Origin of the sequence: Streptomyces camelliae, from assembly GCF_027625935.1 — a bacterium.
Lineage (GTDB): Bacteria > Actinomycetota > Actinomycetes > Streptomycetales > Streptomycetaceae > Streptomyces > Streptomyces camelliae.
In genome coordinates, this window is the sequence record NZ_CP115300.1 from 7,692,992 (window position 1) to 7,714,807 (window position 21,816).

13 protein-coding genes are annotated in these 21,816 nt (G+C 74.3%); 10 read left to right on the plus strand and 3 right to left on the minus strand.

Annotated elements, in window-relative coordinates:
- The first annotated feature begins 402 nt into the window (after positions 1 to 402).
- From O1G22_RS35290 to O1G22_RS35315, 6 genes are all read left to right on the plus strand, one after another.
- Positions 403 to 7,626 (plus strand): type I polyketide synthase, encoded by a 7,224-nt coding sequence (locus tag O1G22_RS35290; RefSeq protein WP_270085005.1) that lies wholly within the window; start codon positions 403 to 405, stop codon positions 7,624 to 7,626.
- A gap of 1 nt (position 7,627) precedes the next feature.
- Positions 7,628 to 12,505 carry a type I polyketide synthase gene (locus O1G22_RS35295; protein WP_270085006.1) on the plus strand — a complete coding sequence of 1,626 codons (4,878 nt, stop codon included), beginning with the start codon at positions 7,628 to 7,630 and terminating at the stop codon, positions 12,503 to 12,505.
- A gap of 132 nt (positions 12,506 to 12,637) precedes the next feature.
- Positions 12,638 to 12,892: an acyl carrier protein gene (locus O1G22_RS35300; RefSeq protein WP_270086627.1), complete on the plus strand. Its 255-nt coding sequence runs from the start codon at positions 12,638 to 12,640 to the stop codon at positions 12,890 to 12,892.
- Between the two features lie 9 nt (positions 12,893 to 12,901).
- Positions 12,902 to 13,696, plus strand: coding sequence for an alpha/beta fold hydrolase (locus tag O1G22_RS35305; protein WP_428986525.1), 795 nt, complete (start codon positions 12,902 to 12,904; stop codon positions 13,694 to 13,696).
- Positions 13,693 to 14,901 (plus strand): glycosyltransferase, encoded by a 1,209-nt coding sequence (locus O1G22_RS35310; RefSeq protein WP_270085008.1) that lies wholly within the window; start codon positions 13,693 to 13,695, stop codon positions 14,899 to 14,901. The genes O1G22_RS35305 and O1G22_RS35310 overlap by 4 nt, the downstream gene beginning before the upstream one ends.
- On the plus strand, positions 14,898 to 16,001 hold the full coding sequence (locus tag O1G22_RS35315) for a class I SAM-dependent methyltransferase (RefSeq protein WP_270085009.1): 1,104 nt from the start codon (positions 14,898 to 14,900) through the stop codon (positions 15,999 to 16,001). Before O1G22_RS35310 ends, O1G22_RS35315 begins: the two co-directional genes overlap by 4 nt.
- Positions 16,002 to 16,008: 7 nt before the next feature.
- Here O1G22_RS35315 and O1G22_RS35320 read toward each other — a convergent pair whose 3' ends face one another.
- Positions 16,009 to 17,052: a lysylphosphatidylglycerol synthase transmembrane domain-containing protein gene (locus O1G22_RS35320; RefSeq protein ID WP_270085010.1), complete on the minus strand. Its 1,044-nt coding sequence runs from the start codon at positions 17,050 to 17,052 to the stop codon at positions 16,009 to 16,011.
- Positions 17,053 to 17,312: 260 nt separating this feature from the next.
- On the opposite strand from O1G22_RS35320, the gene O1G22_RS35325 reads away from it, so the two are divergent.
- Entirely contained in the window at positions 17,313 to 17,960 is a 648-nt protein-coding gene (locus O1G22_RS35325) for a DedA family protein (protein ID WP_270085011.1), read from the plus strand.
- A gap of 132 nt (positions 17,961 to 18,092) precedes the next feature.
- On the opposite strand, the gene O1G22_RS35330 is transcribed toward O1G22_RS35325, so the two are convergent.
- Positions 18,093 to 18,620 (minus strand): gamma carbonic anhydrase family protein, encoded by a 528-nt coding sequence (locus O1G22_RS35330; RefSeq protein WP_270085012.1) that lies wholly within the window; start codon positions 18,618 to 18,620, stop codon positions 18,093 to 18,095.
- A gap of 108 nt (positions 18,621 to 18,728) precedes the next feature.
- Here O1G22_RS35330 and O1G22_RS35335 point away from each other — a divergent pair, with 108 nt between their 5' ends.
- A complete protein-coding gene (locus tag O1G22_RS35335) occupies positions 18,729 to 19,493 on the plus strand; it encodes an acyltransferase (protein ID WP_225098836.1) in 765 nt (254 codons plus the stop codon).
- A 191-nt stretch (positions 19,494 to 19,684) separates the two neighbouring features.
- Here O1G22_RS35335 and O1G22_RS35340 read toward each other — a convergent pair whose 3' ends face one another.
- The gene (locus O1G22_RS35340) at positions 19,685 to 20,542 is read right to left on the minus strand and encodes an EamA family transporter (protein WP_225098837.1); all 858 of its coding nucleotides are present in this window, start codon (positions 20,540 to 20,542) and stop codon (positions 19,685 to 19,687) included.
- A 107-nt stretch (positions 20,543 to 20,649) separates the two neighbouring features.
- On the opposite strand from O1G22_RS35340, the gene O1G22_RS35345 reads away from it, so the two are divergent.
- Together O1G22_RS35345 and O1G22_RS35350 are read left to right on the plus strand one after the other, a co-directional pair.
- Positions 20,650 to 21,222, plus strand: a complete 573-nt coding sequence (locus O1G22_RS35345) for a helix-turn-helix domain-containing protein (RefSeq protein ID WP_270085013.1) — start codon at positions 20,650 to 20,652, stop codon at positions 21,220 to 21,222.
- A gap of 32 nt (positions 21,223 to 21,254) precedes the next feature.
- Positions 21,255 to 21,815, plus strand: coding sequence for a YbaK/EbsC family protein (locus O1G22_RS35350; protein ID WP_270085014.1), 561 nt, complete (start codon positions 21,255 to 21,257; stop codon positions 21,813 to 21,815).
- Position 21,816: the final 1 nt, after the last annotated feature.

A 21,816-nucleotide genomic window follows, 5' to 3' on the forward strand; every position in this document is an offset into this window, starting at 1 on the left:
GGGGCCGGCCGGGGGGGGGGGCTGACGCCGGGGGGCCGGGCCGCTGAAGCGGGTTCGAGCCACCGGCGTGAAGTCATGCGGAATTTACAGACTTCGTGCGGATGTCCGAGCGCGTTGCGTGTGGGTGAGCGCGCGGTGAAGCGGGCGGTGCTTTGCCGGGGTTGAGGGGGTGTGGCGCGTGGGCCGGGGAGCTCACGCGTCCGTGCCCGTGACGGAATTCGCCGCGTTTTCGGCGCTTGCGGGTAATTCGATCGCCTGGCCGAATCGGCGTCACCGGTCGCGCAATGGGCGCGACGTTATTGACCCGTGAGTAACACCTCGCTAGGTTCCGGTGCCCTCGCACCAGAGAGTTCCGCCGCACACCCCCCACCGTGCTGTCCCCGCCGATCGTGCCGGAGCATCATGACCTCCCCAGTGCGCGCCCAAGACCTGATCCTGTGTCTCACCCCCTTCGGTGAGCCCGACGCCGGACTCGCCGCTGCCGCCAGTGCCGCCGGCGCGCTCGGCGTCCTCGACCTCGGCACCGGCGACCGAAGATGCCGCGAGGAACTGTCCCGGCTGAGACGGGCCGCGCCGGGCCCCTTCGGCATACGGGTGACCGGGCGCTGCACCCTGACCCCGGCCGACGTCGGCGATGGCCCCGACACCGTGGTCCTCACCTCGGACGCGCCCTGGCAGGCGACCCAACTCCCGCCACACTGGCGGGTGTTGGCGGAGATCACCGACATCGACCAGGCCCGGACAGCCGTCCGCGCCGGTGCCCGAGGTCTGATCGCCCGGGGTGCCGAGAGCGGCGGCCGGGTCGGCGAGCTGAGCACCTTCGTACTGCTCCAACAGCTGCTGTCCGACGGCGAGTTGAACGACGTTCCGGTCTGGGCGTGCGGCGGCATCGGACCGCGTACGGCGGCGGCCGCCGTGGCCGGCGGGGCCGCCGGTGTCGTGCTCGACAGCCAACTGGCCCTGCTGGCCGAGTCGGGACAGCCCGAGACGGTACGGGCAGCTCTGCGGTCCCTGGACGGCTCGGAGACCGTACTGCTGGGCGGCCACCGGGTGCTGCGCCGCCGCGGGCCCGACGCCCCGCGCATCTCCGCCGACGACCCTGAGACGATCGCGGCCCTCCTGGGCACCGCCGACCCACGCACCCACCTCCTCCCCGTGGGCCAGGACGGCTTCCTCGCCGCCCGGTTCGCCGAACGGTGGGGGCATGTGCGGGGGGTGGTGCGGGAGCTGTCGGCGGTCATCCAGGGGGTGGCCGTCGGCGATCCGGTGCGGGTCGACGGCGTGGCCGACGCCGGTCCGGCAGGCAGGGCCGGGACGGCGGGCGCTGGACCTGAGGCGGACCTTGGCGCGGAGGGTGCTGGGGCTGCGGTGGCCTTGGGCGAGGCGGATGCCGGGGCTGAGGCCTCCCATGCCGTGTCCGATGCCCGGTCGGCGGCCTCGCAGGCCGTGTCCGATGCCGGCCCGGCGGGTGCCGCCGGCGTTTCGGACGTCGCGTCGGACATTGCGTCGGACATCGTGACGGACGCGCGGCACACCCAAGCCGAGCCTGCTGCCGTCGCCGCTCTGCGGCCCGGCTCTGCCATGAGCCGGGCGCTCGGGACCCGGCTTCCGGTGGCGCAGGGACCCATGACGCGGGTCAGCGATCAGGCCGGGTTCGCCGCCGCTGTCGCCGAGGGCGGGGCGCTGCCGTTTCTGGCGCTGGCCCTCGCCGACGGGGAGCGGACGCGGGCGATGCTGACCGAGGCGCGGGCCGTGCTGGACGGGCGGCCCTGGGGTGTGGGTGTCCTCGGCTTCGCGCCGGAGGAGATCAGGAACGCCCAGTTGGACGCCGTACGGGAGCTGCGGCCCACGCACGCGGTCATCGCGGGCGGACGGCCCGCCCAGGCCGAGGCGCTGGAGCGGGCCGGGATCCGGACCTTCCTGCACGTGCCGTCGCCTGGGCTGCTGCGGCAGTTCGTCGATGCCGGTGCGCGCAGGTTCGTGTTCGAGGGGTCCGAGTGCGGCGGGCATGTGGGGCCCCGGGCGTCCTTCCCGCTGTGGGAGGCCCAACTCGGGGTACTTGAGGACTACTTGGCCGACGCCGATGACGAGAGGGCCCGGCAGCTGGAGGTCCTCTTCGCGGGCGGTGTGCACGACGAGCGGTCGGCCGCCATGGTCGCCGCCCTCGCCGCGCCGCTCACCGCCCGCGGTGCCGCCGTCGGCCTCCTCATGGGCACCGCCTACCTGTTCACCGAGGAAGCCGTCGCGCACGGCGCCATCCAGCCCCTCTTCCAGCGGCAGGTCCTCGCCGCCACCGCGACCGACCTGCTGGAGACCGCCCCGGGTCACGCGACCCGCTGTGTGCCGAGCCCCTTCACCGGCGACTACCGGGACCGGGAGGCCGCACTGCGGGCGCAGGGGCTGAGCGACCGCGAGGTCTGGGAGGGATTGGAACGACTCAACGTGGGGCGGCTGCGCATCGCGAGCAAGGGCGTGGAGCGGTGCACCGACGGCGAGTTGGCCGCTGTCGGAGAGGAACGGCAGCTCAGCGACGGGATGTTCATGGCGGGCGAGGTCGCCGTCCTGCGCTCGGCGACCACCACCGTGGCCGAACTGCACCGTGCGGTGACCGACGGCGCCGCCGACTTCCTGACCCGACGGGCCGCGCGCCCGGCACCGCTGCCCCCGGCCGAACCGGCCCCGCCCGCACCGCTCGACATCGCGATCGTCGGCATGGCCTGCATGTTCCCGCAGGCCGCCGACCTCGCCGCCTTCTGGAGCACCGTCGTCACGGGACGCGACGCCGTCACCGAGGTGCCGCCCGAGCGCTGGGACCCGGCCGTGCACCACGCGTCCGCCAGCACCGCGTCCAAATGGGGCGGCTTCCTGCCCCGCATCCCGTTCGACCCGCTGCGCTACGGCATCCCGCCCGCCTCGCTCGGCAGCATCGAACCCGTGCAGCTGCTGTCCCTGGAGGCGGCCTGGCGGGCCCTTGAGGACGCCGGATACGGGGATCGGGGGCGGGCGTTCGACCGCGCGCGGACCTCCGTCGTCTTCGGCGCCGAGGCGGGCAGCGATCTGTCCAACGCCGTCACCCTGCGCGCCGTACTCCCCGCCTACTACGGCAAGGTCCCGGACGGGATCGAGGAGCAGCTGCCCCGGCTGACCGAGGACTCCTTCCCCGGCATGCTGGCCAACGTCATCTCCGGCCGGATCGCCAACCGGCTGGACCTCGGCGGGGCCAACTTCACCGTCGACGCCGCCTGCGCCTCCTCCCTCGCCGCCCTCGACGTGGCCTGCAAGGAACTCGTCTCCGGCACCAGCGACATGGTGCTGTGCGGCGGCGCCGACCTGCACAACGGCATCAACGACTACGTCCTGTTCTCCTCCGTCCACGCGCTCTCGCCGACCGGCCGCTCCCGCGCCTTCGACGCCTCCGCCGACGGCATCGCGCTCGGCGAGGGCGTGGCCTGCCTGGTCCTCAAACGGCTCGCGGACGCCGAACGCGCCGGCGACCGGATCTACGGCGTGGTCAAGGGCCTCGGCTCCGCCAGCGACGGCCGCTCCCTGGGCCTGACCGCACCCCGCCCCGAAGGCCAGCGGGCGGCACTGGAGCGCGCCTACCGCAACGCCGGGGTCTCACCGGCGGACGTCGGCCTCGTCGAGGCCCACGGCACCGGCACGGTCGTCGGTGACCGCACCGAACTCACCGTACTCAGCGACGTGTTCACCGAAGCCGGTGCGGAGCTGGGCAGTTGTGCGCTCGGCTCGGTCAAGTCGCAGATCGGGCACACCAAGTGCGCCGCCGGACTCGCCGGCCTCATCAAGACCACCCTCGCCCTCTACACCGGTGTCACCCCGCCCACCCTGCACGTGGAGCACCCCAACCCGGCCTGGGCACAGGACAGCAGCCCCTTCGTCTTCCACACCCGGGCCCGGCCCTGGAGCGCACCGGCCGCCGAACGCTTCGCCGGGGTCAGCGCGTTCGGCTTCGGCGGGACCAACTTCCACGCGGTGCTCGCCGGTCACAGCGACGCCGTACCACCGGCGCAGACCCTGGACGAGTGGCCGTGCGAGCTGTTCCTCTTCCGGGGCCGGGACACGGTGGCGGCCCACCGCACGGTCGAGGAGCTCCTGCGGGCCGCCGAGGCCGACGGCCGGCCCTGGCGGCTGCGGGACCTCGCCCTCGCCGCGGCCCGCCGCGCCGACACCGCGCACGAACCGGTACGCGCCGCCGTCGTGGCCCGCGACATCGAGGAACTGACCGCACAGCTACGGCGGATACTCGCCGGGGAGCACGACCCGGCCGCCGGAATCCACGCGGCGGACCCGGTGGACGGCCAGATCGCCTTCCTCTTCCCCGGCCAGGGCAGCCAGCGCACCGGCATGCTCGCCGACCTCCTGGTCACCCTTCCCGCGCTGCGCCACTATCTGTACCTGGGCCGCGCCCACGCCGACGTCGTCCATCCGCCGGCCGCCTTCGACGACACCGCCCGCGAGCGTCTCCGGGCCGACCTCACCGACACCCGGTCCGCCCAGCCCGCCCTCGGCATCGCGGGCCTCGCCGCCCACGCCTTCCTCACCTCCGCGGGCGTCCACCCCGACCAGGCCGCCGGTCACAGCTACGGCGAACTGGTCGCCCTCGCCGCGGCCGGCGCCCTCGACCCCGAGACCCTGCTGGAACTGAGCGGCGAACGCGCCGCCGCGATCCTGGCGGCGGCCGGCGACGACCCCGGCACGATGGCCGCCGTCGCCGCCCCCGCCGAGACGGTCACCGACGCCCTGCGCACGGCCGGGGCCCCCGCGACCGTAGTCGTCGCCAACCTCAACTCACCCGAGCAGACGGTGATTTCTGGACCGACCGAGGACATCGGCACGGCCGTACGACTGCTGCGCGCGGTCGGGCTCGGCGCCCGGCGCATCCCCGTGGCCTGCGCCTTCCACAGCCCGCTCGTGGCCTCTGCGGGTGAGCGTTTCGCCAAGGTCCTCGCGGACAAGACCGTACGGGCACCCGAGTTCCCCGTCTGGGCCAACCGCACCGCCGCGCCCTACCCCCGCGATCCCGACGCGGTGCGTGCCGGACTCGCCGCGCAGATCGGCGCCCCGGTCGCCTTCGTCGCCCAGATCGAGGCGATGTACGAGGCGGGCGCGCGGCTCTTCGTCGAGGCGGGCCCCGGTAGCGTGCTCACCCGGCTCGTGCGGCAGATCCTCGGCGACCGCCCGCACCGCACCGTCGTCTGTGAACCGTCGGGGGACAGCGGGCTGCGCGGCTGGCTGGACGCACTCGCCCAACTCGCCGTCGCCGGACGGCCGGTGCGCACCGCCTGGCTCCTGCGCGGCCGCGACGCCGTCGACGCGCTGCGCGCCCCGGCACCGAAACGGCCCGGCTGGACGGTCGACGGACACCTCGTCCGCACCGCCGACGGGGCACTCCTGCCCGGTGCCCTCGCACCGGCCCGACGAGTCATGGAGACGACCGTGACCACCGACCAGCCGCACGGCGCCCCCACCGACCGGGACGCGCTGATCTCCGAGTTCCTGCGCACCAGCAGGGAGATGATCGCCGCCCAGCGCGATGTGCTGCTCACCTACTTCGGGGCGGCACCGGGCGCGACACCGCCGGCCCCGGTCGCCGCCGTGCCCGCACCGGATCCCGTGGCGCAGCACGAACTGCCGTCCGCCGAGCCGCCGTTGTCCTCCCTCGTTGCCGAAGAGCCGGTGGCCGACGTGGAGCGGATCGTCCTGGAGATCATCAGCGAACGGACCGGCTATCCCGTCGACATGATCGAGCCCGACCTCGACCTGGAGGCGGACCTGAGCATCGACTCCATCAAGCGTGCCGAGATCGCGGGTGAACTCGCCAAGCGCCTGGGCATCGCAGGCGGCGCCGAGGTCCTGGACGACGCCGAACTGGAGGAACTGGCCAAGGCGCGCACGGCGGCGGCGGTGACCGGATGGCTCACGGCGCGTGTCGGGGCCGGATCCGGGGGCGAGGGCGAGCGGGTGGAGGCGGCCCATGCCCGCGAACCGGTCGAGGAGCGGGCCGAGGTGTCGTACGGTCGCGAACCGATCGAGGCGCAGGCGGAGGTGTCATACGCCCGGGAACCGGCCGGGGAGCCGGCGGAGGCGGCGCACATCGGTACGCGAGCTCCGGCGGAACCTCTCGTTCCCGGGGTGCCGCCCCGGCGCTGTGAGCTGCGACCCGTGGCCCTTCCGGAGCCCGGCCCGGTCGGTCTCGACCTGTCCGGGCGGCGCTTCGTCCTTCTCGGCGGCGGAGCGGGCACGGCGGGCGAGCTCGCGGCGCGGCTCGCCGCGCACGGTGCCGATCCCGTGGTCCTCGACCAGGCGCACCACCTCACCTCGGCCGACGGCCCGGTCGACGGTGTCGTGTACCTCGGCGCGCTGCCCGGCTCCGACCTTCCAGTGCTGCCGGACGCCTTCCCGGTGCTGAGGGCGGCGCTGGCGTGCGGCCCGCGGACGCTGCTCGCCGTGCGGGGCGCCGACCGCGCGCAGGCGCTGCGGGCGGCCGGGCTGGACGGGCTGTTCCGCAGCGTCGGCCGGGAGTACCCCGGCCTCCTCGCCCGGGTCGTCGCCGTGCCGGACACCGCCCCGGCGGCCGTCGCCGAGGCCCTGCTCGCCGAGCTGCGTGCCCCGGAGCCGGTGGCCCCGGTCGTCCTGCGTACGGCGGCCGGAGCCCGGCAGGGATTCGAGCTGCTGCCCGCGCCCCTCGGCCTGCTCGGCACCACCGGCGCCGGGCCCGCCGCCGACGGCGCCGCCGAGGCGGCCGCGCTCGGTCTCGACCGGGACTCCGTCGTCCTGCTGGCCGGCGGCGCCCGGGGCATCACCGCGCGGTTCGCCGCCACCCTGGCCCGCGCCTGCCGGTGCCGGGTCGAACTGCTGGGCCGTACCCCCGCGCCCACCGCACCCGAGGACCCCCGTACCGCGGCCGCCCGCACCCCCGTCGAACTGCGGGCGGCGCTGGCCGCCGGACCCGGTGCGCCGAAGCCCGCCGAGATCAACCGGACCGCCGAACTCCTCCTCGCCCAGCGGGAGATCGCCACGACCCTCGCCGAACTCGGCACGCTCGGCAGCGAGGCCCGCTACCGCTCGGTCGACTTCCGGGAGCGGGACGCCGTCCTGCAGGCGGTCAAGGAGATCCACGCCGAACACGGCAGGCTCGACGGTGTCGTCTTCGCCGCCGGAGTCATCGAGGACCGGCTGATCGCCGACAAGACGCCCGAGTCCTTCCAGCGGGTCTACGGCACGAAGATCGCCGGTGCCGCGGCGCTGTTCGCCGCCCTGGACGAACTGCCCGCCGCGCCCGCGTTCACCGTACTGTTCGGCAGCATCGCCGCCCTCCTCGGCAACCGCGGCCAGGCCGACTACGCCGCCGCCAACGACGCCCTGGAGGCGCTCGGCGCGGACTGGGCCGAGCGCACCGGCCACCGCGCACTGACCGTGCACTGGGGACCCTGGGCACCCTCCGGCGCACACACCGGCATGGTCGGGGCGGAACTCGGCCGCGAGTACGCCAGGCGCGGGGTCGACCTGATCGACCCGGACGAGGGCACCGCGGCCCTGCTCCGGGAGCTCGCCTGGGGCGACCCGGCGGCCCGTGCCGTCGTCCACACCGCATCGGGCTGGTGACATGACGTCACGTCAGCTACCCGTCGCCATCGTCGGGATGGCGGTGCTGCTGCCCGGCGCCCCCGGCCTCGACGCCTACTGGCGCAATCTGCGCGACGGCGTCGACGCGGTCCGCGAGGTCCCCGCCGACCGCTGGGACGCCGACTACTACCGGCCCGGTACGGCGGCCGGGCCGGCCGCCGCCGACCAGGTGTACTGCCGGCGCGGCGGCTTCGTGGACGGCCTGGCCGAGGTGGAGGTCACGCGCTACGGCATCATGCCCGCCTCGGTGTCCGGCACCGAGCCGGACCAGCTGATCGCCCTCGACGTGGCCGCCGCCGCGCTCGCCGACGCGGGCGGCACGGACCGGCTGCCCGACCGGCACCGGATCGGGGTGGCGCTGGGCCGCGGCGGCTATCTCACGCCCGGCCTGGTCCGGCTCGACCAGCGGGTCCGGACGGCTCACCAACTCGTGCGCACGCTGGGCGAGTTGCTACCCGGACTGGAATCGGACCAACTCGACCGGATCCGCGCCGCGTTCACCGAACGGCTCGGCCCCGACCGCCCGGAGTCCGCGATCGGCCTGGTCCCCAACCTGGCCGCGTCCCGCATCGCCAACCGGCTCGACCTGCGCGGCCCCGCCTACACCCTGGACGCGGCCTGCGCCTCCTCGCTCGTCGCCGTCGACCAGGCGGTCACCGAACTCACCACCGGCCGCTGCGACATGATGCTCGCCGGGGGAGTGCATCACTGCCACGACATCACCCTCTGGAGCGTCTTCTCCCAACTGCGCGCCCTGTCCCCGACCGAGCGCATCCGTCCCTTCCACCGTGACGCGGACGGCATCCTCATCGGCGAGGGCACGGGCGTCGTCGTCCTGAAGCGGCTCGCGGACGCCGAGCGCGACGGCGACCGCGTGTACGCGGTGATCCGGGGCACGGGCGTGGCCGGAGACGGCCGTACGGCGGGGCTCGTCACCCCCGACCCGGGCGGCCAGGCCCGCGCCGTACGACAGGCCTGGCACACCGCCGGCCTCGATCCGGCCGCACCGGACTCCATCGGCCTGCTGGAGGCGCACGGCACCGCGACGCCCGCCGGTGATACGGCCGAACTCACCACCCTGGCAGAGGTGTTCGGGCCACGGCAGCGGGGCGGTGACATCCTCCACCCGGTCCTCGGCTCGGTGAAGTCGATGATCGGCCACACCATGCCGGCCGCCGGAGTCGCGGGCCTGGTGAAAGCCGCCCTCGCGCTCCACCACGGCACCCTCCTGCCCACCCTGCACTGCGAGGACCCCCACCCCGCCCTCGCCGCCACGCGCTTTCGCACCCTGGACCGGGCCCGCCCCTGGGAGACCGACGCCCGGCAGCCGGTCCGCCGGGCCGCCGTGAACGCCTTCGGGTTCGGCGGGATCAACGCCCACGTGGTGCTGGAGGAGGCCCCCGGCCGTCCGCCGATCCACGCCCCCTCCGGACCCACCCCCGCCGCCGCCCAGGTGACCGGGCCCGTTCCGGCTGCCGCTCGGATCGCCGAGCCCGGTTCGGTTCCCGCCCACGTGACCGAGGCCGGTTCCATCGCCGCTCATGTCGCCGAGCCCGCTCCTGCTGCCGACCATGTGAACGAACCCGCCCCCGCCCAGGTCACCGAGTCCGAGCCGGTCCTGCTTCTCGCCGCCGACAGTGTGGCCGGTCTCGGTGCCCTCCTCGACGCCGAGGACTCCGCCGTACTCGCCGCAGGGCTCGACCCCGCCCGGCCGCACCCCGGTGCCGGTCCCGTGCGGCTCGGTGTCGTCGCGCCGAACGCCAAGCGGCTCGCCCTGGCCCGTCGTGCGGTCGCCAAGGGCCGGGCCTGGCAGGGGCGCGGCGACGTGTGGTTCCGGCCGGGGCCGCTGCTCGGCCGGGCCGGTGGCGGGCTGGCGTTCGTCTTCCCCGGGCTGGAGGGCGACTTCACCCCCCGCACCGACGACATCGCGGCCCACTTCGGGCTGCCGCCACTGCCCGGCGCGGACGTGGAGGTCGGGGACGTGGGACGGCACGGCTTCGGTGTCGTCGGCGTGGGCCGTCTGCTGGACCGGGTGCTGCGCCGGATGGGTGTCGTACCGGACGCGGTCGCCGGGCACAGCGTCGGCGAGTGGACGGCGATGGCGGTGGCCGGACTCTACTCGGCCGCCCAAGTGGACGCCTTCATGGCCGAGTTCGACCCCGACACGGTCACCGTCCCCGGCCTCGCATTCGCCGCCCTCGGCACTTCCGCCGAGCACGTCCGCACCGCCCTCGCCGAGGACTGGCCGGACTCCGGCATCGTGCTCTCCCACGACAACGCGCCCCGCCAGTCCATGGTCTGCGGCCCCGGCGCGGCGGTCGAGGCGTTCGTACGGGCCCTGCGCGCCCAGGGCGTGATCTGCCAGGTGCTGCCCTTCCGCTCCGGCTTCCACACCCCGATGCTCGGACCGTACCTCGCCCCCATCAAGGAAGCCGCCGACCGCTTCCGGCTCCATCCGCCGGCCGTGCCGGTGTGGTCCGGGACCACCGCGGCGCCCTTCCCGCCGGGCGAGGCGGAGGTGCGTGAGCTGTTCGTACGGCATCTGCTGGAGCCCGTCCGCTTCCGCGAGCTGACCGAGGCGATGTACGCCGCCGGGCACCGCGTCTTCGTCCAGACCGGCCCCGGCCACCTCACCTCACTGATCGACGACACCCTCGGCGACCGCGACCACCTGACCGTTGCCGCCAACGCCCGGCAGCGCAGTGGGATGTCCCAACTCCGGTGTGTGGCGACCGCGTTGTGGGCGGCGGGTGCGTCCGTGGCCCCGGCGCTGCCGCACCGGGCCACCCCAGCCGCTGCTGAGCGCCCACCCGTCCGCCTCGACCTCTCCGGCGCCCTCGTCTCCCTGGCCGGCCCGGAACTCGACGCCCTACGGGCCGAACTGCGCCCCGCCGCGCACCCGGCGCCGCCCCGCTCCGGCGCGCTGGACTCCCTGGCCACCCGCTTCCCGGCCGCGGCCGAGCTGAGCGCCCTGCTGCGGGACACCGCGGACACGGCGGCGGAGCTGATCACCGCGCGCCGCCGCCCCACCCCGGCCTCTGCCGCGCCCGCCCTCGACAGATCCGGCACCCCGGCCTCTGCCGCGCCCGCCCTGGACAGATCCGGCACCCCGGCCTCTGCCGCGCCCGCTCTCGACAGATCCGGTACCTCGGCCTCTGCCGCGCCCGCCCTCGACAGATCCGGCACCTCGGCCTCTGCCGCGCCCACCCCCGACAGATCCGGCACCCCGGCCCCTGCCCTGCCCGCCCTCGACAGACCCGCCCCGATCACCACCACACTCCACGTCTCCCCCCGCACCATGCCCCACCTCCTGGACCACTGCTTCTTCCCGCAGCGGCCCAACTGGCCGGATGTGGAAGACCGTTGGCCGGTGGTGCCGGCCACCACGATCGTGCGGCACATGATGGACGCGGCGGAGGCCGCGGCCCCCGGTCTGCGGGCCGTCACCGTGCGCGGGGCCCGCTTCGACCGTTGGCTCACCGCCACACCGCCCGTCGACGTGCCGGTCACCGTCACCCCCGACCCGCTTCCCGGCCGTCCCGACCGCGTCACCGTCGCCTTCGGCCCCACGGCCCGCGCCGTCGTCGAACTCGCCCCGCACCACCCCGCACCGCCCCCGCCCGGTCCGCTCCCGGACGCGCCGGAACGCCGGCCCGAGCACACCGCCGCCCAGATCTACCGGGAGCGCTGGATGTTCCACGGCCCCGGCTTCCAGGGCCTCACCGACCTCACCGCGATCGGTGAGCGGCACATCCGCGGAAGGATCACCGCACCCTCCGCCCCCGGTGCCCTGCTCGACAACGTCGGCCAGCTCCTCGGCTACTGGATCATGGCGACCCGCACCGAGCGGACCGTTGTCTTCCCCGTGCAGATAGGGCAGTTGAGCTTCCATGGGCCGCACCCGGCCCCCGGCACCGAGGTCGCCTGCCTCCTGCGGATCACGGCCCTCACGGACACCCTTCTGGAGGCGGACGCGGAGCTGACCGTCGGCGGCCGGGTGTGGGCCCGGATCACCGGCTGGCAGGACCGCCGCTTCGACAACGACCCGACGACCCGCCCCGTCGAGCGCTTCCCCGAACGCCACACCCTCTCCGTCGCCCGGCCCGGCGGCTGGGTACTGGTGCACGAGCGGTGGCCGGACCTCGCCTCACGCGAGCTGATCATGCGCAACTCGCTGGGCGGTGCCGAGCGCGCCGCATACGCCGAACGCCCGCCGCGCGGCCGCCGGCAGTGGCTGCTCGGCCGGATCGCGGTCAAGGACGCCGTACGGCAATGGCTCTGGCAGCACGGCGAAGGCCCCGTCTTTCCCGCCGAACTCCGGGTTCACAATGATGAGTTGGGAAGTCCGTACGTCACCGGTACGCATGGGCGCACCCTGCCCCCGCTGGACGTCTCGCTCGCCCACCGGGGCGAGGCGGGCGTGGCGATCGTACGGACGCACCGCCCCCAGCCGGGCCCCGGCATCGACATCGAAGAGGTCGCCGAGCGGGACCCGGCGACCCTCGCCACCGCGCTCGGCACGCCCGAACTGCGGCTGCTGCGGGGCCTGCCGGAGGACGGCCCCGATCCGCAGGCGCGGTGGTTCACCCGTTTCTGGGCCGCCAAGGAGGCGGTCGCCAAGGCCGAGGGCGTCGGATTCGGCGGCCGGCCACGGGACTTCGAGGTGCTGGAGGCCGCCCCGGACGGCAGCCGGCTGCTGGTCTCCGGCCGTCTGGAGCGCGCCTACACCGTGCACTGCGCGCCGGTGAGTAATCCACCCGCTCTGCCCGGGCGGGAGTACGTGGTGGCCTGGACGACCGGGCCCGGAGCCGACGACGCACGGGGCGACGACACACCGCCCGACGCCGGACACCCCTGAACACGAAGACGAAGCAGCCGAGGAGCACCCCCGATGAACCCCACCCAGCCGGTTCCGACGAACTCCCTCCCGCCGGCCCCCGCGCCGCCCACCGTGCCCACCGCGGACCGTGTGCTCGCCGACGTCACCGGCATGCTCCGCACCGTCCTCGCGGAGTACGGCGACGACGATGTGGTGATCGGCATGTCCACCACCTTCAACCGCGATCTGGAGCTGGAGAGCATCGACCTCGTCACCCTGGCCGGGCTGCTGGAGGAGCGGTACGGGCGGCGGGCCAACCTCGCCGAGTTCCTGGCCGGCATGGAGTTCGACGAGATCATCGAGCTGACCGTGGGCCGGCTGGTGGAGTACGTGGTGTGGAGCCTGAAGACCACGCAGGCGGGCTGAGCCGTGGCGATGGTCGACGCCGGCGGGATCCGGCTGCACGTCCAGCGCACGGGGCCCACCGGCGACCGGTCCCCGCACGCCACGGTCGTCCTGGTGCACGGGCTGCTCACCGACAGCCTGGCCAGCTACTACTTCACCGTCGCCCCCGCCTTCGCCGCGTCCGGACTCGACGTCGTCATGTACGACCTGCGCGGACACGGCCGCAGCGAGCGCCCGTCGCGGGGCTACACCCTCGACCACAACATCGACGACCTGGAGGCCCTCCTCGACCGGCTTGCCGTCACCGGGCCCGTCCACCTGGTCGGCAACTCCTACGGCGGCACCATCGCCTTCGGCTGGGCGGCCCGGCACCCGGACCGCGTCACCAGCCTCACCCTGATCGAGTCCGAGCCCCCGACCCCCGCCTGGGCGGCGAAACTCGGCCGCATCCTCGACCGGGTCGTCACCCAGCTCGCCCACAACGAGCCCGACGCCCTCGCCTGGATCACCGCGAACCGGGGCCACAACACCGCCCGGCTGGCCAAGGGCGCGGCCCGGCTCGCCCGCGAGACCACCCTCGGCCGGGACATCCCCGCCAGCCGCGTGCTCACCGAGGCCGAGATCAGGGCCGTACACTGCCCGGTCCTCGGGGTGTACGGCGGCGATTCGGACCTGGTCGACCTGGTGCCGCTGAAGCGGACGCTGCTGACCGGCTTCCGGGCGGTCGTGCTCCCCGGGCACGAGCACTCGGTGCTGGTGGAGGCGCCCACGGTCGTCGGCGGGCACATCCTGGACCTGATCCACGCGGGGGCGGGGGTCCGGTGAGCGCCTTCCTCTTCGTCGTACCGCCGCTGACCGGGCACATCAACCCGGCCGTCGGCGTCGCCGCCCGGCTGACCGAGCGCGGCCACCGGGTCGCCTGGGCGTGTGCCGACCCCGCGCTGGTACGGCGGCTCGCGGGCCCGGACGCCGAGGTGCACGGGTGCGCGGGCCCGGTGCCGGGCGCCGACGGTGCCGTACGGCCGCCGGAGCTGCGGGGCGCGGAGGCGCTGAAGTTCCTCTGGGAGCGGTATCTGCTCCCGCTCGCCGATGCCATGGCTCCGGGCGTGCGGGGGGCGGTCGAGGCGGTCCGCCCGGACGTGGTCGTGGCCGACCAACAGGCCTTCGCCGGCGCCCTGGTGGCCGAGCGGGCCGGGCTGCCGTGGGCCACCTCCGCGACCACCTCGGCCGAGTTCAGCGGCGCGTACGACGGTCTGCCGAAGGTCGCCGCGTGGCTGGACCGGAGCCTGGCCGGGCTCCGGACGCGGATCGGCGACCCGGCCGGCACCGCCGACCCGCGTTTCTCCCCGCACCTGCTGCTGATCTTCAGCACCCCCGAACTCATCGGTCCCCAGGCGCCGTTGGCCCCGCACATCCACTACGTCGGCCCGTCGCTCGCCGGCCGCCCGGCCGGGCCCGGCTTCCCCTGGGAGCGGCTCGACCCGGGCCGGGCGAAGGTCCTGGTGACCCTCGGCACGGCCAACGCGGACGCGGGCGTCCGGTTCCTCACCGAGTGCCTCACCGCGCTGCGCGAACGCGCCGACCGGGTGCAGGCCGTGATCGCCGACCCGGGTGGCGTCCTCCCGGTGCCGCCCGGCGACAAGGACGTCCTGGTGCTGCCGTCCGTGCCCCAGCTCCCCTTGCTGGAGCGGATGGACGCCGTCGTCTGCCACGCGGGCCACAACACCGTGTGCGAGGCCCTGTGGCACGGCGTCCCGCTCGTCGTCGCCCCGATCCGCGACGATCAGCCGGTGGTGGCCGGGCAGGTCGTGGACGCGGGTGCCGGCGTCCGGGTCCGCTTCGGCCGGGTCACCGCGGACCGGCTGGGCGCGGCCCTCGACACGGTCCTCACCGACCGCTCCCTGCGGGCTGCCGCGGCCCGGATCCGCACCGCGTTCCGCGCGGCGGGCGGCGCCCGGGCCGCGGCGGCCCACCTCGAACACCTCGCGGACTTCACAGACTTCGCCGACTCCGAAGCGGAGACCCGATGACCGAGCAAGAAGACAAGGGCGACACGGGCCGTGAGGCCGGCAAGGGTGACAAGGCGGCGCGCGTCGCCGCCCTGCGCCCCGCCTACCAGGACGACCTGGCCGCCGGCACGGACCGCTTCTTCACCGCCCGCCGCACCGACTGCCCCTGGTGCGGCGCGGACCGGCTCACCCCGCGGCTGCGCACCCCCGACCTGCTCCAGCACAAGCCGGGCCACTTCACCCTCGACCGCTGCGCCGACTGCGGCCACACGTTCCAGAACCCCCAACTCACCGAGGAAGGGCTGGAGTTCTACTACCGGGACTTCTACGACGGCCTCGGCGAGCAGCGCATGAGCGGCACCTTCGGCGGCCGGACCGCCATGTACGAGGGCCGCGCCGAGGCGATGCTGCCGTACGACCCCACCCCGAAGACCTGGCTGGACGTCGGCACCGGCCACGGCCACTTCTGCGCGGCCGCCCGCAGCGTCCTGCCCGGCACCTCCTTCGACGGGCTGGACTTCACCGACGGTGTCGAACTCGCCGCCCGCGAGGGCCGCGTGGACCACGCCTACCGCGGCGCCTTCCCCGCCCTCGCCCCCGAACTCGCCGCCCGCTACGACGTGGTGAGCATGTTCCACTACCTGGAGCACAGCACCGACCCGGACCGCGAACTGCGCGCCGCCCACGAGGCCGTACGCCCCGGCGGCCACCTCCTCATCGAGGTGCCTGACCCGGAGAGCCGCTACGCCCGGCTGCTCGGCCGCTGGTGGCTGCCCTGGCTCCAGCCGCAGCACCTGCACTTCATGCCGGTGGCCAACCTCCGGCGGCGACTGACCGAGCTGGGCTTCACGGTGGTCGCGGAGCAGCACGCCGAGCCGCACGACCCGGTCGACCTGCTGGCCGCCGTCTGGCTGGCCCTGGACCACACCGCCCCGCGCGAGGACGCCCCCTGGCTGCCCGAACGACCCGGCCCCCTGAGCCGAGGCCTGCGTGCCACGCTCCTCCTCGCCGGCGTCCCCGCCCTCATCACCGCCACACTCCTGGACCGCTTCGCACTACGTCCCCTGTCCCACCGCCTGGGCCTGTCCAACGCGTACCGTCTGGTGGCCCGCCGCGACTGACCAGCACTCACAGGATCTTGGCCCGGATCAGCGCGGACAACACCACGGCGCCCGGCGCCAGTGGCGCCCAGTCCGTCAGCACCCGGTATCCGATGACGGTCGCGGTGGCCACCGAGGGGGCCGAGCCGAAGGCGATCAGCGTCCACACCAGCGCCGCGTCGACCGCGAGTCCGCCCGGCGCCGGCACCGCGCCGACGGCCGTGCCCGCCGCGAGATGGGCGAGCATCACCTGCTCCCACGGCAGCTCCAGTCCGAGCGAGGTACCGACACAGGCGAGGGCGGCCGCCTGCAGCAGCGGCATCGCGACCGCCCCGCCCCACAGCGCGGCCACCCGGCAGGGCCGCGTGTGCACCTCCCGCGCGTCGGCGAGGGCACAGCGCAGCATCCCGGTCACCGGCCGCCTGAGCGGCCGTACGACCGTGAGCAGCACCCCGGCGACCGCGAGGGCCCCGCCCACGACGGCGGCGACCGGCACCAGCAGCCGCCCGTCCGGTACCAGCCCGCCGAGGTCCCGCCAGGCCGGAGACACGGCCAGGAACACGACGAGCACCACCGTCTTCGCGGAGGACTTCGCCAGTGAGTACAACCCGACCGACGCCGCCGCACGGGCCGGCGGCACCCCGCGCGCCCGCAGGAACCGCACCGTGACGGCATGGGCGCCGAGCCCGCCGGGAAGCGCGTGATTGGCCGCACCGGCGGCGAACTGCGAGGCCAGCAACTGTCCTGCCGGCAGCCGGTCGGGCAGCGCGCCCTGCCGGACGCAGGCGGCCGCCACCCAGTTCAGGCAGGTGAAACCGCCCCCGGCCAGCAGCCACCAGGGATCGGCCGCGACGAGCCGCCGGACCCCCTCGTACACCAGGGGCCGGTTGGCCATCGCCCAGCCGCCGGCCAGCAGCAGCGGAGCGAGGCACAGGGCCAGCCGCACGGGCCGGCCCGCCAGGAAAGACGCGGGCCGGGGCGAAGGGGTTGCCTCGGCGAGCGAGGAGAGGGCCCCCTCCCGCACGGGCGGGGCCGCAGGGAGCGAGAGCGGGGACGGAGACGGTGCGGACACGGGCGTCGTCCTTCCGCGGCGGGTCCCGGGGGCGGGACCTGGGGGAGGCGGGTCGGGCGATACCGGGGGAGCCTGCCCCGCCCGCGTGACACCACGGTGTCCGAAAACCCAAGGGCCGAGGGCGGGGCGGTGCCACCGGGGAGCCGGGGGGGAAGCGTGCGCTTAACCGCCGTTCACCGCCGACCAGGTAGCCTTCCCTTGGGACGCCCTTTACATGCGGCGCCCGGGAGGCAAGGACAGCGACAGGGGAGGAACCCGCGGTGCACGTCCAGGAATGGCTCGACTCGGTGCCCGCGGCCGCCGTCTACGCCGTGGTGGCCCTGGTGATCGGTGTGGAGAGCCTGGGCATTCCGCTGCCGGGTGAGATCGTCCTGGTCTCGGCGGCGCTGATGTCCTCGCAGCATTCCGGCATCAACCCGATCGTCCTCGGCGCCTGCGCGACCGCCGGTGCGGTGATCGGCGACTCCATCGGTTACGCCATCGGTCGCAAGGGCGGCCGCCCGCTGCTGGCCTGGCTGGGCAAGAAATTCCCGAAGCACTTCAGCGAAGGCCATGTGGCCACCGCCGAGCGGTCCTTCGAGAAGTGGGGCATGTGGGCCGTCTTCGTCGGCCGCTTCATCGCCCTCCTGCGCATCTTCGCCGGCCCCCTCGCCGGCGTCCTGCACATGCCGTACTGGAAGTTCCTGATCGCCAACGTCCTCGGCGGCATCTGCTGGGCGGGCGGCACTACGGCCGTCATCTACTACGTGGGCGTCGTCGCCGAGGGCTGGCTGAAGAAGTTCTCCTACGTGGGCCTGGCGGCAGCGGTCCTCGTCGGCCTGGCCTCGATGCTGCTGGTCAAGCGCAAGGCGAAGAAGGCCCAGCTGCAGGGCGAGCGGGAAGCGGAACCGGTAAGCGCCGGGGAGTGAAAGCGCGCTCCAGAGGGGCGCGGGGCTGTATCGATGTGCGGCTCCGCCGCGATGGGGGTCCCCCCGGGTTCGAGCGAAGTCGAGAACCTGGGGGAGCGACAAACCACGGACAACCGGTACTCGCCAGACGGCCTATTCATGCACCTCGCGATGCGCCTTCGCCAACTCCGCATACATGGTGCCGTTGAGGGTGACCCCCTGCCGCTCTTCCTCAGTCAGTTCGCGCCGCACCTTCGCCGGCACCCCCGCCACCAGCGACCCGGGCGGCACCACCATCCCCTGCGGCACCAGCGCCTGAGCGGCAACAAGTGACCCAGCGCCGATGACGGCCCCATTCAGCACGGTCGCCCCCATCCCGATGAGGCAGTCGTCCTCCACCGTCGCCCCGTGCACCACCGCGTTGTGCCCGATGGAAACCCGCTCACCCACGCTCACGGGAAACCCGGGATCCGCATGCAATGTGCAGTTGTCCTGCACATTGCTGCTCGCACCGATCTCGATACGCTCGACATCGCCCCGCACCACCGCGCCGTACCAGACACTCGCCCCGGAGCGGAGCGAAACGTCCCCGATCACGGAAGCCGTAGGCGCCACGAACGCCCCGGGATCGACCCGGGGCTCCCTGCCGCCGATGCCCACGATCAGCGCCTGCTGCGTCATCACCGTTCTCCTCGTGTCGTCGTCCTCCGCACCGTACGACACGGGCTGGGGCAAAGATCACAGCAGGCAGGTCTCTCGCCGAAAGCGTCCGCTTAGTAACGTGACCCCGTGCCCCAGCGGAAGAACACGTTCTCATCCTGGCGTCACCGCGCGGCGCAGCGCGCGGTGCACGCGGTCTGGGCCTGGGCGCAGCGCACGGGTTCGGTCAGCGCGGACCACCCCGGCCGCTTCCGGTTCGGCTCGATCGGCGAAGCCACCAGGCTGGCCTTCCCGCTCGGCACCGTCTTCGGCGAGCCCTGGATCCACCTCGGCTCCCACTGCATCATCGCCGAGCAGGTCACGCTGACCGCCGGTCTGATGCCGGACCTCGACCTCGGCCCGGACCCGATCCTGCGCATCGGCGACGGAGTCGTCCTCGGCCGGGGCAGCCATGTCATCGCGGACACGACGGTCACCATCGGCCGTGACTGCTACTTCGGCCCGTACGTCTACGTCACCTCCACCAACCACTCCTACGACGACCCGCACGAGCCCATCGGCAGGCAGTGGCCGCGGATGGAGCCGGTGGAGATCGGCCCGGGCTGCTGGATCGGCACCGGCGCGGTGATCCTGCCCGGCGCGCGGATCGGCCGGAACGTGGTCGTCGCGGCCGGTGCCGTGGTGCGCGGCACGGTGCCCGATCACGCCGTGGTGGCCGGGGCACCGGCCCGGGTGGTACGGCGCTGGACGGCCGAGGACGGCTGGCAGCCCCCGCTGCGGACCCCGGCGCCGGTGCCGATACCGGACGGCATGACGCCGGAGCAGCTGCGGGCGCTGGCGGAGCTGGACGAGGAGGCCGTGGCGCAGCTGGCCCGGCTGGAGCCCGAGGGCTGAGCCACGGCGCCGGCGCATGCTCGCCGGAGATCAGCCGGCCGGGACGTCGCCGCGGACGCCGCCCTCGCCGGGGAGCATCACGCCGACGCGGTCAGCGTCGGCCGGTGGCGGCCGAGAACCTGGTGCCCGATCGGCCCGCCCGCGGCTGTCCGGCCGGGGCGGCTTCGGCGGCGCGGGTCGCGGCGGAGGTGTCAGCCGGTCGCCAGCAGCAGCGTGCCGAGCAGGGCGAGCCCCGCGCCCGCCGCCTGGATCGCGCGCAGCCGCTCGCTGAGGAAGCCGCGCGCGGCCAGCGCGGTCACCACCGGGTACAGCGAGGCGAGGACGGCGGCCACGGTGACCGGTCCGTGCTGGGCGGCGATCGCGTAGGTGCCGTTGGCTGCCACGTCGGCCAGTCCGACGAAGGCCAGCGCGGGCAGCGAGGCCCAGGGGAAACCGCCCTCCGGTACGGCCCGGCCGCCCCGCCGGACGGAGACCGCGAGCGCGGCCCCGCCGACCGCGACATTGGTCAGCCGCTGTACGAACAGGGCGAGGAACAGGCCGGTCACCGTGGTCGACGCCTCCGTGATCAGGGCGAAGACCGTGCCGAAGCCGAGCGCGGCGATCAGGGTGAGCAGGATCGTCTGCCGCTGGACGGGCGCGCCGCGCAGCTGCGGGCCGCCCGCGAGGACGACACCGGTGACGGCGACCGCGATGCCCGCGACCTGGAGCAGCCCCGGGCGCTCGCCGAGGACCAGACCGACGCCGACCGGGACGGCCACGCTGAGGGTGGCGAGCGGCGAGACGACTCCCATGGGGCCGAGCGCCAGCGCCTTGTAGAAGGAGAGCAGGGCGACCGGGCCGACCAGACCCGCGGCGAACGCGAACCACAGCCGGGGTCCGGCCTCGCTCCAGCCGCCCGTCGCGACGACGATCGCGCCGAGCACGGCCGCCGCGATGGCCTGCGAGACGACCACGACCGTCAGCGCGGGGCTGCGCCGGGTCAGCAGTCCGCCGCCGAAGTCGGCCAGCCCCCACAGGAGACTGGTGGTGAGGGCGAAGAATGCTGTCACGGCTGGCCTCGCAGTACAGTTTGCTGAACGATCGTGTGCATCCCACCGTAGTTCAGCACATTGAACCCTGTCATCCCTTATAGTGAACTCTCCTCGATGGACGTGATGTGTCGGACCTCGACCTGCTGACCCAGTCCCTGGCCCGCAACGTCAAGCACTGGCGCACGGTGCGCGGCTTCACCCTGGACGTGCTCGCGGCCCGGGCCGGAGTCAGCCGCGGCATGCTCATCCAGATCGAGCAGGCCCGGACGAACCCCAGCATCGGCACCGTCGTCAAGATCGGCGACGCGCTCGGCATCAGCATCACCACCCTGCTCGACTACGAGCAGGGCCCCAAGGTCCGCATCGTCGCCCCCGAGCAGGCCGTACGGCTGTGGCACACCGACGCCGGCAGCTACAACCGCCTGCTGGCGGGCACGGAGGCCCCCGGCCCGGTGGAGATGTGGGACTGGCGGCTGATGCCGGGCGAGTCCAGCCCCTCCGAGCCGCACCCGGTGGGCACCGTGGAACTCGTCCACGTCACCGCCGGCGAACTGACCCTCACCGTCGACGGCGTGGCCCATCGGGTGCCGACCGGCGCGAGCGCCACGTTCGAGGCCAGTACCCAGCACGCGTACGGCAACGAGGGTGAGGTACCGATGGAGATGATCATGGCCGTCTCGGTGCCACCCGTGCGCTGAACCGCGCGAGGGCGGGCTGTTAGCGTGCGGCCATGCGCGCACCCATCGGAGACTTCGACACCGCCACCCCGGTTCCGGACTGCCTGGACGAACTGACCGCGCCGGTCGCCGACGCCGTACGCACCTGGCAGGGCACGGTCCCCGCCGACCGCGTCCTCTACGTCGACACCGACCCGCGCTGGGCGGACACCGCCGTCTTCGTCGAGCACTACGGCCGCGAGCTGCTGGAGCAGTCGGCGAACTGCGTGGTGGTCGCGGGCAAGCGGGGCGGCGAGACCACGCTGGCCGCGTGTCTGGTGCTCTCCACCACCCGGGTCGACGTCAACGGCGTCGTCCGCCGCCATCTCGGCGCCCGCAAGGCCTCGTTCGCCTCGATGGACACGGCGACCGGTGAGACCGGCATGGAGTACGGCGGCATCACCCCGGTCGGACTGCCCGCCGGCTGGCCGCTGCTGGTGGACGCGGCCGTCGCCGACCTGCCCTACGTCCTCGTCGGCAGCGGCCGCCGGCGCGGCAAACTGCTGGTCCCCGGCAAAGCCCTCGCCGAACTGCCCGGCGCCGTGGTGCTGGAGGGCCTCGGCATCGGCGTCTGAC